At 73.2% G+C, this 13,278-nt stretch carries 7 protein-coding genes; 5 read left to right on the top strand and 2 right to left on the bottom strand.

Going from position 1 to position 13,278, the window contains the following annotated elements:
* Positions 1–8: 8 nt before the first annotated feature.
* The gene (locus HCJ93_RS01370; protein WP_167990272.1) at positions 9–2,483 is read right to left on the bottom strand and encodes a SpoIIE family protein phosphatase; all 2,475 of its coding nucleotides are present in this window, start codon (positions 2,481–2,483) and stop codon (positions 9–11) included.
* 295 nt (positions 2,484–2,778) lie between these two features.
* On the opposite strand from HCJ93_RS01370, the gene HCJ93_RS01365 reads away from it, so the two are divergent.
* Complete coding sequence (locus HCJ93_RS01365; protein ID WP_309141284.1) at positions 2,779–4,923, top strand: SpoIIE family protein phosphatase; 2,145 nt, start codon at positions 2,779–2,781, stop codon at positions 4,921–4,923.
* Between the two features lie 150 nt (positions 4,924–5,073).
* On the opposite strand, the gene HCJ93_RS01360 is transcribed toward HCJ93_RS01365, so the two are convergent.
* On the bottom strand, positions 5,074–6,402 hold the full coding sequence (locus tag HCJ93_RS01360; protein ID WP_167990268.1) for a S1 family peptidase: 1,329 nt from the start codon (positions 6,400–6,402) through the stop codon (positions 5,074–5,076).
* 639 nt (positions 6,403–7,041) lie between these two features.
* Here HCJ93_RS01360 and HCJ93_RS01355 point away from each other — a divergent pair.
* From HCJ93_RS01355 to HCJ93_RS01340, 4 genes are all read left to right on the top strand, one after another.
* Positions 7,042–7,254 carry a type A2 lantipeptide gene (locus HCJ93_RS01355; protein WP_167990266.1) on the top strand — a complete coding sequence of 71 codons (213 nt, stop codon included), beginning with the start codon at positions 7,042–7,044 and terminating at the stop codon, positions 7,252–7,254.
* Between the two features lie 114 nt (positions 7,255–7,368).
* A complete protein-coding gene (locus HCJ93_RS01350) occupies positions 7,369–8,175 on the top strand; it encodes an HlyD family efflux transporter periplasmic adaptor subunit (RefSeq protein ID WP_167990264.1) in 807 nt (268 codons plus the stop codon).
* Positions 8,172–10,403, top strand: coding sequence for an NHLP family bacteriocin export ABC transporter peptidase/permease/ATPase subunit (locus tag HCJ93_RS01345; RefSeq protein ID WP_167990263.1), 2,232 nt, complete (start codon positions 8,172–8,174; stop codon positions 10,401–10,403). Before HCJ93_RS01350 ends, HCJ93_RS01345 begins: the two co-directional genes overlap by 4 nt.
* A gap of 1 nt (position 10,404) precedes the next feature.
* A complete protein-coding gene (locus HCJ93_RS01340) occupies positions 10,405–13,221 on the top strand; it encodes an NHLP bacteriocin export ABC transporter permease/ATPase subunit (RefSeq protein WP_167990261.1) in 2,817 nt (938 codons plus the stop codon).
* Positions 13,222–13,278 lie beyond the last annotated feature (57 nt).

The raw sequence follows: 13,278 nt of genomic DNA, 5'->3' as shown, positions 1-13,278 counted from the left end.
TCGCCCGCTCACCTCGCGGGCGTGCCGTCCTGCAGGACGAGCTCCGCCCACACCTGTTTGCCGCCGCTCACCGGCACGGTGCCCCAGGACGCCGACAGCGCCTCGACCAGCAGGATGCCGCGGCCGCCGGTGGCCTCCCAGCCGATGCTGGTGGGCTTGACCGGGGTCCGCGGTGAGGCGTCGGCGACGGCGAGGCGGAGCCGGTCGTTGACCAGGGTGATGTCGAGGCGGACCCGGCCGTCGGTGTGCACCAGGGCGTTGGTGACCAGCTCGGAGACGACGAGCAGGGCGGCGTCGATGTTCCCGGTGACTCCCCAGGAGCGCAGGGTGCGCCGGGTGAAGCGGCGGGCGTGCCCGACCGCCTGCGGCACCCGCCACACCGTCCAGCTCTCCCTGCGGGGGCGCAGTGCCATGCCGTCGTAGCGCATGATCAGCAGGGCGATGTCGTCGCTGCGGGGCGCGTTGCCGAGCAGGGTGTCGGCGATCGGGCCGAGGTGGGCCGGATCGGCGGCGGACAGCTGCTCGGCGAGGCCGCGCATGCCCTGGTCGATGTCGGTCTCGTGGGTCTCGACCAGCCCGTCCGTGGTGAGGGCGACCAGGGTGCCGGGCTGGAGCCTGAGCGGGCTCATCGGGAAGACCGCCTGCCGTACCACGCCGAGCGGCGGACCGCCCTCGGCCTCGGCGATGTCGGTGCGGCCGTCCGGGTGACGCAGCACCGGTGGGAGGTGCCCGGCGCGCACGCACCACGCGGAGCCCTCCTCCATGTCGACGTCCACGTAGCAGCAGGTGGCGAAGAGGTCGGTCTCCATGTCCATGAGCAGCCGGTTGGCGTGGGAGACCACCACGTCGGGCGGGTGCCCCTCGATGGCGTAGGCGCGCAGCGCGGTGCGCATCTGGCCCATGAGGGTGGCGGCGCCGGCGCTGTGCCCCTGGACGTCGCCGATGACCAGGGCGACGTGGTTGTCGGGCAGCGGGATGACGTCGTACCAGTCCCCGCCCAGCTCCAGGCCCGCGGTGCTGGGCAGATAGCGGGCGACGGCGACCGCGCCGGGCAGCCGGGGCAGCCGGCGCGGCAGCAGCTGACGCTGGAGCATGCCGACCAGTTCGTGCTCGGCGTCGAAGGCACGGGCCCGCATCAGGGCCTGCCCGGCGAGGCCGGCGGCGGCGGTGAGCAGGGCGCGCTCGTCGGGGTCGAAGTCGTGCGGGGTGTCCCATCCGATGAGGCAGGCGCCGGCCATCCGGTTGCCGGCGGGCAGCGGCAGCATGGCGAGTCCGCCAGGCCCCACCTCGGCGAGGGCGGGCTCCAGAGAGCTTCCCGCGGGCCAGATGCGGGCGCGTCCCTCGCGCAGGGCGGCGGCGAGGGTGGGCATGGCGCGCACCGGCGCGTCGGGCCACTCGGTGCGCCACTCCGAGCGCCACAGCTCCGGCCAGGCCTCGGGCTCCGGGGGGTCGAGGACGGTGACGACGAGCCGGTCGCTCTCCAGCTCGGCGAGCGCGATCCGGTCGGCCCTGAGCGGCCTGCGCAGCGCGGCCACCACGGCCTTGCCGACGTCACGGACGGTGACCGCGGTGGCCAGGGCCGCGGCGAGGCGCTGGACGCGGGCCACGTCGGTGACGTCGGAGCGCAGGGTGGAGGCGTCGGCGACGGAGCCGACAAGACGGGCGGGGCGGCCCTCGCCGCCGGAGAGCAGCCGGCCGCGCAGCCTGAGCCACTTGGGCGGTCCGGCGGGCTGCAGCACCCGGAACTCCAGCTCGCGGTCGCCGATGGACATGTGGTCGGCCTCGACGACGGACATCAGCGCGGGCAGGTCCTCCGGCACCGTCAGGCTCAGCAGGGTCTCCACCCGGCCGTCGAACTCGTCGGGGTCGAGCCCGAACAGCTCCAGGATCTGCTCGCCGACCCGCACCCGGCCGGTGTCCATGGCCAGGCTGAAGGCGTCGGGCGGCAGCTCGCCGCCGTCGGGGGCCGTGTCGGGGCCCGACGGCGCCGCCGGGATGAAGACGGCGTCGGCGATCAGGTGCAGGCAGGCCCGGTCCTCGGGGTCGAAACCGCCCGGGCGCTCGCTCACGGCGAGCAGGCAGCCCTCGTCGTCGTCCACCGGCAGCGCGGCCAGGGAGAAGTCGTGGGCGGGGATGCGCCGGGACTGGGCGCGCTCGGACAGCTCCTCGGTGCCGAGCCACACCGGCTGCCCGCGCCTGAGGGCCTGCGCCGCCGGGGAGTGCCCGGCGGCCGGGTAACTGTCCCGCACGCCGTACAGCGATCCGGGGGCGCCCACCGACTCCACCAGCTGCAGCAGCTCGCGGTCGGCGGTGCGGGTGTAGACGGCGGCGAAGGCGGCGCCGGCGAAGACGAGGGCCTGCTCCAGAACCCTGCGCAGCCGTTCGGGGGACTCCTGATCGACCGTGATCGTCCTCAGAGCGCCTTCCGCACGAACGGTTCTCGTGCTGCGTCGCACAGCGCCCTCTCCGACCACGTTGGCCATTACAGCGCTAATGAGAGACCGGCGCAGCCCCTGTGGTCGTCCGGGCCCCGCCGGAAGGGCGGCCCGGGCGGAGCAGCCGCCGCGGACGGGGACATTCCCGCCCGGGGCGCGTGCCGGACGCGGCGTGGCGGCAGGGGGGCGGGGTAGACGGAGTCTCACGGCGACCGGGCGCCGCCCCGGGGCGCGCCGGCCGCCGGGAACGGGCGGGCTCCGGGCCGCTCGCCGTGCGGGACGGGGCCCGAGGGAGCAGATTGGTCCAAAGCCGGTGGCGCGGCCGTGCGAGGAGGTGGTCGGCGTGTCCGACGGGCAGTCGTCCCCGCAGGCGCCGGCGGGTGTGCGCGCTCCGGTGGGCCGGCCGCTGCTCTCCCTGACGCTGGCCTCGATGATGGACGAGGTGCACGCCCATTCCGGGGCGGTGTACCTGCTCTCGCCGGATCAGCCGGTGCTGGAGATGGCGGTGATGGCGGGTCTGCCCCGGGCCTTCGCCGCCCCCTGGGAGCGGGTGGGGCTCAGTGCGCCCATCCCGGTGTCCGACGCGGTGCGTGAACGGCGTCTGGTGTGGGTCGGCGACCAGGAGGAGATGGCCCGCCGCTACCCCCGGATCGCCGTGGTGCTGCCCTACCCCTTCTCGCTGGCCGCGCTGCCGGTGGCGACCGAGACCAGGGCGTACGGGGCCATCTTCGTGACCTGGCCGGGCAGCCATCCGCCGGAGCTGGCCGACTGGGAGCGCGATCATCTGCTCGCCGCCTCCCACCGGCTCGCGATGCGTCTGGAGCGGGCCGCCGAGGAGTCCGTGCCGGTGCTGCCCGAGCCGGATCTGCTGGCCACGCCGCTGGTGGGCGGCATGTCGGGCACGCTGGGCTCGGTGGAGGCCGCGCGGATGGTGGCGCGGCTGCCGTACGGCCTGTGTTCACTGGATCTGCACGGCAGGGTCGGGTTCGCCAACGCCGCCGCGAGCGAGCTGCTCGACGTGCCGGTGAGCCGGCTGATCGGCACTCATCTGTGGGCGTCGGTGCCCTGGCTGAACGACCCGGTCTACGAGGACCGCTACCGGGCCGCGCTGTTCAGCCAGCATGTGACGTCGTTCGTGGCGCTGCGCCCGCCCGGTGAGTGGCTGTCGTTCCGGATGTATCCGAGCACCAACGGGCTGAGCGTGCGGATCAGCCGGGCCCGGGGCGTGGCGGAGATGAACCGGGCCGCGCCGCCGCCCGGTGAGGCGCCCCGGCGGTTGGTGAGCATCACGCAGGTGCTGAGCCTGGCCGGGGCGCTGACCGAGGCGGTCGGCGTGCAGGACGTGGTGCAGCTGGTGGCGGACGAGATCGCCCCGGCGGTGGGCAGTCAGGGTCTGGTGATGATGGGGTCCCGGGCCGGGCGGCTGCTGGTGCTGGGGCACCGCGGCTACGGCGACACCCGGGTGATCGACTGGCACGACGGGATCCCGCTGTCCGAGCCGACGCCCGGCAGCCAGGTGCTGCGCAGCGGGGTGCCGGCGTTCTTCGAGTCGCGGGACGAGATGGAGCGGCTGTATCCGGCTCTCGGCGGGCATCCGTCCGAGTTCTCGGCGTTCGCCTATCTGCCGCTGATCGCCTCGGGCCGGCCGGTGGGGGTGTGCTGTCTGTCGTACGCGGCGCGGCACCACTTCGCGACGGAGGAGCGGGCCGTGCTGACCAGCCTGGCGAGTCTGATCGCGCAGGCGCTCGAGCGGGCCCTGCTGTACGACGCCAAGCACCGGCTGGCGCACGGGCTGCAGGAGGCGCTGCTGCCGCACTCGCTGCCCACGCTGGACGGCATCGAGGCCGCGGCGCGCTATCTGCCGGCCACTCAGGGCATGGACATCGGCGGCGACTTCTACGACCTGGTGCCGACGCAGGGCATGGCCGCGGCGGTGATCGGGGACGTGCAGGGCCACAACGTGACGGCCGCGGGGCTGATGGGGCAGGTCCGTACGGCCGTGCGGGCGTACACGGCGGTGGGGCAGGCGCCGGAGGAGGTCATGCGCAGCACCAACCGGCTGCTGCTCGACCTGGGTTCGGACCTGTTCGCGAGCTGTCTGTATCTGCGGCTGGACCCGGCGCGGCGGCGGGCCGTGATGTCCCGTGCGGGTCATCCGCCGCCGCTGCTGCGGAAGCCGGACGGGCGGGCGCGGGTGCTGGACCTGGCCGGCGGGCCACTGCTGGGCATCGACGCCACGGCCACCTATCCGACGACGGAGGTGGTCCTCTCCCCCGGTTCGCTGCTGGTGCTGTACACCGACGGTCTGGTGGAGTCCCCGGGCACCGACTTCGAGGACGCGCTGGCCGAACTGCGGCACCGGCTCACCGAGCTGGGCGACCGGCCGCTGGACGATCTGGCGGACGCGCTGGTCCGGCACGCGGCCGACACGCAGGAACGCCTGGACGACATCGCGCTGCTGCTGCTGCGGGCGCTGCCGGAGGACTGACACGGGCCCCGGCCGGGGGCGCGGCCGACGGGACGGCATCGGCCGTTGGCGGCACGGAGCCGGCCCGGTCCGCCGCTGTGGGGGTGCGGTGGACCGGGCCGGTTCCAGGCTCCCGGCCGGGCGGGCGGCACGGGAGCGGCCGGTGGCGGGTCAGTCGCCGGTGCCGGTCAGGCCGGAGTGGTTCTCCGTCCGCTGCCGGCCGTTTCCTGCGCCCTGGCCGTTCTCGGCACCCTGGGCACCCTGACCGTTGCCCGCGCCCTGGCCGTTTCCTGCACCCTGGCCGTTTCCTGCACCCTGGCCGTTCTCGGCACCCTGGCCGTTGCCCGCCTCCTGGCCTGCGCCCTGCTCACCGGCGCCGGCCTGGCCGCCCTCGCCGAGGGTCGCGCCGGTCGCGGCGAGCGCCGTGGTGACCGGCTGGAAGAAGGTCTCGCCGCCCCGGGTGCAGTCGCCGCTGCCGCCCGAGGTGAGGCCGATGGCGAGGCCGTCCTGGGTGAACAGCGAGCCCCCGCTGTCGCCGGGCTCGGCGCAGACGTTGGTCTGGATGAGGCCGGTGACCGTGCCCTCGGGGTAGTTCACCGTGGCGTTCAGACCGAGCACCTGGCCGTCGGAGAGCCCCGTCGTGCTGCCCATCCGGAACACCTGCTGGCCGACGGTGGCCTCGGCGGCCTGGCTGATGGCCACGGTCTGGCCGCCGACGTTGACCTCGCTGGGCGCCTGGGTCGCCGGGTCGTTGTACTTGACGAGCGCGAAGTCGCCCTCGCCGGGGAAGACCGACTGGTCGACGGTGGCGATCGGCCGGCCGCCCTGCTGGTCCGACCACTCGTTTCCGCCGAGGGTGCAGTGACCGGCCGTCAGGAACGCGGGGGAGCCGTCGCTCGCGGTGACGTTGAAGCCGAGGGAGCAGCGCGCGCCGCCCGCGAAGATGGCATCACCGCCGGAGACGAACGGCTTGAAGGTGCCGGAGGACTTCTTGATGGTCGCCATGCCGGAGCCGAGGCTCTTGACGGTGGACTCCAGCCGGTCCCACTTCTCGCCGGTGACCGTGCGGTCCGCGGTGACCAGGATCTTGTTGGTGCGCGGGTCGACGGCCCAGGAGGTGCCGGGGATGGTGGCCCTGGCCTTGAGGGTCTTCGCCCCGGCCTCCAGCTCCTGCATGCTGTTGTCGACCTCGCGGACGACCGCGCCCGCGCGTTCGGCCTGCACCACCACGTCGTTGTCGTCGCCCGCGACGACATTGACGACGAGCTGCTTCTTGCCGCTGTCGTAGTACGAACCGGCGAAGGCGTCCCCGAGCATCTCGGAGAGCCGCGAGGCGAGGTCCGAGGCGTCGCCCGCCTTCAGGGTCCTGGGCGCCGCGTCGTTCGACGAGCCGTCCTGGGACGCGTTGGCGTTCGGCAGCAGGATGGCGGCGGCGCCGAGCGCCACCACGCTGCCCGCCGCTATCGCGGCCTTGCGCTTGGGGATTCGCTTGTGACTCAAACTTCTCGACCTCCTGGGGGGACGGGAGTCGTGCCGCCGTGCGGCGGACTTTCGCGGCGCCTGGACGGCAGTTGGTACGCATGAGCCGTGAGGGGTGTTCAAATCCCCGTGCGAATCTCCGGTCTTCGGGCACGGAACCGGTCACGGCCGGCCGGGTACGGCCCGCGCGCTCCGGCCACGAGCGGCACGGTCAGTGAGCGGTCGACCGCGATCAGTGGCGATCAGAGAGCGGAATCCTGGCTTCAGGGAATCTGCACACGGACCGTCCAAGGCAGTCACTCCTGCGCGGAACCGTTCACATGGCGGCGGCCCCACTCACGCATTTGGGGCCGGTGTGTCGGGTTCTGCCCGACGGGACGCAAGTGACGGGATGCGGCGAAGTGGCGGGGGGTGTGAAGAAGTCGCCACCGAGCCGTGCACCGATCTGCACGCTTGGGCTCCTCAGCGTCGCAAATTCCCAGGTGAGGGGCTTGGTTGATTGGAAGCGCCGACCCGGAGCGTGCTTTGATCCATCGCACCGCAAGGCCGTTCCGGGCTCCCGGCGACGGGCGCTCGAGCGCCCGCGCGGTGGCGGCCTTCACTGTCCCCAGAGGGGGCCGCTCCCCCTTGTGAGATATCCATACGAAGGGAAGTTCCACCATGAACTCCACCCCGTTCGAGACCGCCGAGATCTCCGACGCCGAGCTCGACGCCGTTTCCGGCGGCCTGTCCGTCAACGCCGTGAACACCCTCACGAGCGCCGTGGACAGCATCGCCCCGGTCTCCGCCGCGGTGGACACGGTCGTCGGCACCGTCGAGGGTGTCACCGGCCTGAACACCGCCCCGGTCACCAACCTGGTCGCCGGTCTCTGATCGCGCCCTTGTGCCGGCTGAGTCCCGGAGCAGCCCACCGGCCGCTCCGGGACTCAGCGGTGCCGTCACCCGTCCTCGTCACGTCGCCCCAGTCCCGCAGGTGAGGGAAGACCCGTGCAGTTCCGCCAACAGGCCCTCGCCAAGCTCCAGTCACCGGAGGAGCTGGACCTCCCGGTGCGGCTGGCCCGCCCGCAGGGGTGGCTGGTGCTGTCCGTGACCCTGATCGCGATGGCCGCCGCCTCGGTGTGGGCGCTCACCGGATCGGTGTCCTCCACCGTCAGCGCGCCCGCCGTCCTCACGCACGGGCAGGGCAGCTATCTGCTGCAGAGCCCCGTCGACGGCCAGGTGACCGCGGTCCTCGCGCGGCAGGGCGAACGCCTGCCCGCGGACTCACCGGTGCTCAAGGTGCGTACCCCGCAGGGCGAGAGCGTGGTGCGCACCCTGGACGCGGGCCGGATCACCGCGCTCGCCGCCAGCGTCGGGCAGATCATCCGCACCGGCGCCAATGTCGCCGCCGTGGAGAAGGTCGCCCGCGCCAAGGACCCCCTCTACGCCACCGTGTACGTCCCCGCCGAGAGCGCCGCCGGCATCCCCGCGCACGCCGCCGTCGACCTCACCGTGCAGTCGGTGCCCAGCCAGGAGTACGGCGTGCTGCACGGCGAGGTGAAGTCCGTGGACCGCTCGGCGCAGTCACCGCAGCAGATCGCCGCGTTCCTCGGCGACAGCCAGCTGGGCGAGGAGTTCACCAGGAAGGGCAGGCCCGTGGCCGTCACCGTCGAGCTGGAGAAGTCGTCCCGTACGAAGAGCGGCTACGAGTGGTCGTCCGCGGACGGCCCGCCGTTCAAGCTCACCTCGATGACCCTGGCCACCGCCTCCATCCGGCTGGCCGACCGGCGTCCCGTCGACTGGCTGCTGCCGTGAGCACCGCAGAGCAGACCCGCGGCACCCGCGGCAGAGGCCGCGCCGCACCGCCCCGACGCGCCGTGCCCAGGTCCCGGGCACGCACCGTCCGCACGCCCACCGTGCTGCAGATGGAGGCCGTCGAGTGCGGCGCCGCCTCGCTCGCCATGGTGCTCGGCCACTACGGACGCCACGTCCCGCTGGAGGAGCTGCGCATCGCCTGCGGTGTCTCCCGCGACGGCTCGCGCGCCAGCAATCTGCTCAAGGCGGCCCGCAGCTACGGCCTGACCGCCAAGGGCATGCAGATGGACACGGCCGCCCTCGCCGAGGTGCAGGGACCGGCCATCCTGTTCTGGGAGTTCAACCACTACGTCGTCTACGACGGCATGGGCCGCCGGTTCGGCCGGCGCGGCGTCTACATCAACGACCCCGGCAAGGGGCGCCGCTTCGTCCCCCTGGAGGACTTCGACGGCAGCTTCACCGGCGTCGTGCTGGTGATGGAGCCCGGCAAGGACTTCAAGAAGGGCGGCCGCAAGCCGGGCGTGCTCGGCGCCATGCCGGCCCGGCTGCGCGGCACCGCGGGCACCATGCCGGCGGTGGTGCTCACCAGCCTGCTGCTGGTGGCGGTGGGCGCGGCGGTGCCCGGACTCAGCCGCACCTTCATCGACGACTTCCTGATCGGCCGGCAGACGTCGACCCTGGACGTGCTGTTCCTGTCGATGGGCGCCTGCGTGCTGCTCACGCTGGTCCTGACCTGGCTGCAGCAGGCCAATCTGCTGCACGGGCGGATCATCTCCTCCACCCTGTCCAGCGCCCGCTTCCTGCGGCATCTGCTGCGGCTGCCGGTGACGTTCTTCTCCCAGCGCAGCCCCGCCGACCTGGTGCAGCGGCTGCAGTCCAACGACGCGGTGGCCGAGACCCTGGCCCGTGATCTGTCGGCGGCCGGGGTGGACGCGGTGGTGGTCGTGCTCTACGCGGTGCTGCTCTACACCTACGATCCGCAGCTGACGTTCGTCGGCGTGGGCGTGGCGCTGCTGAACCTGGTGGCGATGCGCGTGGTGGTGCGGCTGCGGGCGACCCGCACCGCGAAGCTGCGCGCCGACACCGCACGGCTGACCAACACCGCGTACACCGGTCTGCAGCTGATCGAGACGATGAAGGCGACCGGCGGCGAGGACGGCTACTTCCGCAAGTGGGCGGGGCAGCACGCGACCACGCTGGAGGAGCAGCAGCGGCTCGGGGTGCCGAGCGCCTGGCTCGGTGTGGTGGCCCCGACGCTGGCCACGCTCAACAGCGCGCTGATCCTGTGGATCGGCGGCCTGCGGGCGGTCGAGGGGCACATCTCCGTGGGTCTGCTGGTCGCCTTCCAGGCGCTGGTGACCCGGTTCACCGCCCCGCTGACCCGGCTGAACGGTGTGGTGGGCCGCATCCAGGACTTCGCGGCCGACGTGGCCCGGCTGAAGGACGTGGAGAACTTCCGCGCCGACCCGCTCTACGGCCGTCCCGGCGCCGGGGAGTCCACCCGCCGGCTGCACGGGCACGTCGAGCTGCAGAACATCACCTTCGGCTACAACCCGCTGGACAAGCCTCTCCTCTCCGGCTTCGACCTGACCGTGGGTCCTGGCCGGCAGGTGGCGCTGGTCGGCGGCTCCGGCAGCGGCAAGTCCACCGTGTCCCGGCTGATCTCGGGCCTGTACACGCCGTGGGAGGGCGTCATCCGGATCGACGGACGGCGCATCGAGGACATCCCGCGCGGCGCGCTCGCCGCGTCGGTGTCCTTCGTCGACCAGGACGTGTTCCTGTTCGAGGGGACGGTCCGCGACAACGTGGCGCTGTGGGACCCGTCGATCCCGGACGAGGCGGTGGCCGAGGCGCTGAAGGACGCCGCGCTGTACGACGTGATCATGCGGCGTCCCGGCGGCATCCACAGCCCGGTCGAGCAGGACGGACGCAACTTCTCCGGCGGGCAGCGCCAGCGCCTGGAGATCGCCCGCGCCCTGGTGCGGCGGCCCAGCATCCTGGTCCTCGACGAGGTGACCAGTGCGCTGGACGCCGAGACCGAGCAGGTGGTGATGGACAACCTGCGCCGCCGCGGCTGCGCCTGCGTGGTGATCGCGCACCGGCTGAGCACGGTCCGCGACAGCGACGAGATCGTCGTCCTGGACCACGGCACGGTCGTGGAGCGCGGACGGCACGCGGAGCTGGTGGCGCGCGGCGGCGCGTACGCGGCGCTGGTCAGGGAGCGATGAGATGACCTCGGCACACCAGGGGGACCTCGTCCTCGATGCGCTCGGGCAGCTGGGCACGCGCATCGACTGCGCCGGATCGGGCCGCCTCGACTTGGAGGGGCCGCAGGTGCTGTGGCTGGTCGTCTCCGGGGCGGTGGACCTGTTCGCGGTGGACGCCGAGCAGCAGGGCCACTGGCACCACCTGGGCCGGCTGGAGGCGGGGTCGCTGCTGCTGGGCCCGTCGGCCGGTCCCCGGCACACGCTGGTGGCCCGCCCGCTGCGGGACTGCGTGGTGCACCGCATCGATCTGCGCGAGCTGTACCAGCCGGCGAACACCGCCACCTGGTCCTACGACGAGTACGGCAACCCGCAGTACGTGCCGCCGACGACGAGCCCGCTGGAGTACGCCCTGGCGCTGGGCGTCGGCCGCAGTCTCGCGGTGCTGTTCCAGGCGCCGATGGCGAGCGAGCGGGGGTCGGCGCCCGCCGACGACGAGGTCTTCTGGATGCAGGTGCCGCCGGGCAGCGTGCAGTACGGCTCGCTGTACGGGGCCGAGGCCGCGGCCGACCTGCTGATGGACCCGGCGCTGTGGCAGTCCCTGGTGGACCAGCAGTACCGCCTGATGACCACCCTGGACCGGTGGATCGAACAGCTGGAGCACACCCATGAGGCGCGCACCGCGGAGGGCATCAGGGCCGGCGAGGCCGTGCGCGCCCAGGCCGACCGGACGCTGCTCGCGGCGATCGGCAAGCGGTCGGCGCAGCGCACCACGGCGGCCGACGCGGACGCCACGTACGCGGCGTGCAGGCTGGTGGCCCGGGCGGCGGGCATCACCCTCGCGGACGCCGCGCAGGCGGCCGCCGGGGACAGCCGCCAGGACCCGGTGGAGCGGATCGCGGTGGCCTCCCGCCTGCGGACCCGTGCCGTGCGGCTGACCGGCCGCTGGTGGCGGGAGAACGTGGGCCCGCTGGTGGGACACCGGGCCCTGTCGGGTGCCCCGGTGGCGCTGCTGTGGCGGCGCGGCGGCTATGTGGCGGTGCATCCGTCGACCGGCCGGGAGACGCCGATCGAGAAGGCCAACGCGGAGGAGTTCGAACCGCGTGCGGTGATGTTCTACCGGCCGCTGCCGGAGCGCGGGCTGAGCCCGCTCGGCCTCGTGCGGTTCTGCATGACGGGCACCCGCGCCGACCTGGCGCGGCTGGTACTGGGCGGTCTGGTCACGGTGGCCCTCGGCGCGCTGGTGCCGGTCGCCACCGGCAAGGTGCTCGGCGAGTACGTGCCGAAGGCGCAGACCGGGCTGATCGTGCAGGTGTGCCTCGCGGTGATCCTCAGCAGCGTGGTGGCGGCGGCGTTCATGCTGCTGCAGAACCTCACCCTGCCGCGGCTGGAGGGCCGGGTGGAGGCCACGCTGCAGCCGGCCGTCTGGGACCGGCTGCTGCGGCTGCCCACCCGCTTCTTCACCGAGCGGTCCACCGGCGAACTGGCCAGCGCGGCCATGGGCATCAGCGCGATCCGCCGGATGCTCGCCGGGGTGGGCCCGACGGTGACCCAGTCGGTGACCGTGGGGGCGGTGAACCTGGCGCTGCTGCTGTGGTTCAGCGTGCCGATGGCGCTGGCCGCGCTCGGCATGCTGACCGTGGTCGCCGGGGTGTTCCTGGGGCTCGGCCTGTGGCAGGTGCGCTGGCAGCGGCGGCTGGTGGTGCTCACCAACAAGCTGAACAACCAGGCCTTCCAGACCCTGCGCGGGCTGCCCAAGCTGCGGGTGGCGGCGGCGGAGAACTACGCGTACGCCGCCTGGGCGTCGGAGTTCGCCCGCAGCCGTGAGCTGCAGCAGAAGGCGGGCCGGATCAAGAACCTGAACGCGGTGCTCAGCGCGGTGTACCTGCCGCTGTGCACGCTGGCGATGTTCATGCTGCTGGCCGGGCCCGCCCGGGGTTCGATGACGGCGGCGGAGTTCCTCACCTTCAACACCTCGGTGACGATGGTGCTGACCTCGGTGACCCAGCTGACCGGTGCGTTCGTCTCGGCGGTGGCCGCGCTGCCGCTGTTCGAGCAGATCAAGCCGGTGCTCGAGGCGACGCCGGAGGTCCGGGCGAGCAGCACCCGGCCGGGGCCGCTGACCGGGGCGATCGAGGCGCGGCGGCTGTCGTTCCGCTACTCCGACGACGGGCCGCTGGTCCTGGACGACGTGTCCTTCGAGGTGCGGCCCGGTGAGTTCGTGGCGATCGTCGGCCCCAGCGGCTGCGGCAAGTCCACGCTGCTCAGGCTGCTGATCGGCTTCGACCGGCCGCTGTCCGGCAGCGTGCTCTACGACGGCCAGGACCTGGCCGCCCTCGACCAGTCGGCGGTGCGCCGGCAGTGCGGGGTGGTGCTCCAGCACGCCCAGCCGTTCAGCGGCTCGATCATGGACGTCATCTGCGGCACCGAGCCCTACACGCCGGAGGAGGTCATGGCCGCCGCCGAGATGGCGGGGCTGGCCGAGGACATCAAGCGGATGCCGATGGGGCTGCACACCATCGTCTCCGGCAGCGGCGCGGTCTCCGGCGGCCAGCGGCAGCGGCTGATGATCGCCCAGGCGCTGATCCGCCGGCCGCGGATCATCTTCTTCGACGAGGCGACCAGCGCCCTGGACAACGAGACCCAGCGCACCGTGATCGAGAGCACCAAGGCGCTCCGGGCGACCCGCATCGTGATCGCCCACCGGCTGTCGACGGTGCTGGACGCGGACCGAGTGATCGTCATGGAGGACGGCAAGGTCGTCCAGCAGGGCCCGCCCGCCCAGCTCCTCGCCGACACCGGCGGCCGGCTGCACGAGCTGGTGCGGCGCCAGATGGCCTGACGGCCCGCCGCTCGTGAGAGACGCCTGGCCGGGAACGACGGCCGGGAACGGTCCGGG

The organism is Streptomyces composti, assembly GCF_012034205.1.
In the GTDB taxonomy this organism is placed as follows: Bacteria; Actinomycetota; Actinomycetes; order Streptomycetales; family Streptomycetaceae; genus Streptomyces; species Streptomyces composti.
This window is presented reverse-complemented; position numbering and strand designations above follow the sequence as displayed.

Coding starts and splice junctions, on each gene's coding strand:
- HCJ93_RS01355 (WP_167990266.1), top strand. CDS start 7,042: ATGAACTCCACCCCGTTCGAGACCGCCGAGATCTCCGACGCCGAGCTC.
- HCJ93_RS01340 (WP_167990261.1), top strand. CDS start 10,405: ATGACCTCGGCACACCAGGGGGACCTCGTCCTCGATGCGCTCGGGCAG.
- HCJ93_RS01370 (WP_167990272.1), bottom strand. CDS start 2,483: ATGGCCAACGTGGTCGGAGAGGGCGCTGTGCGACGCAGCACGAGAACC.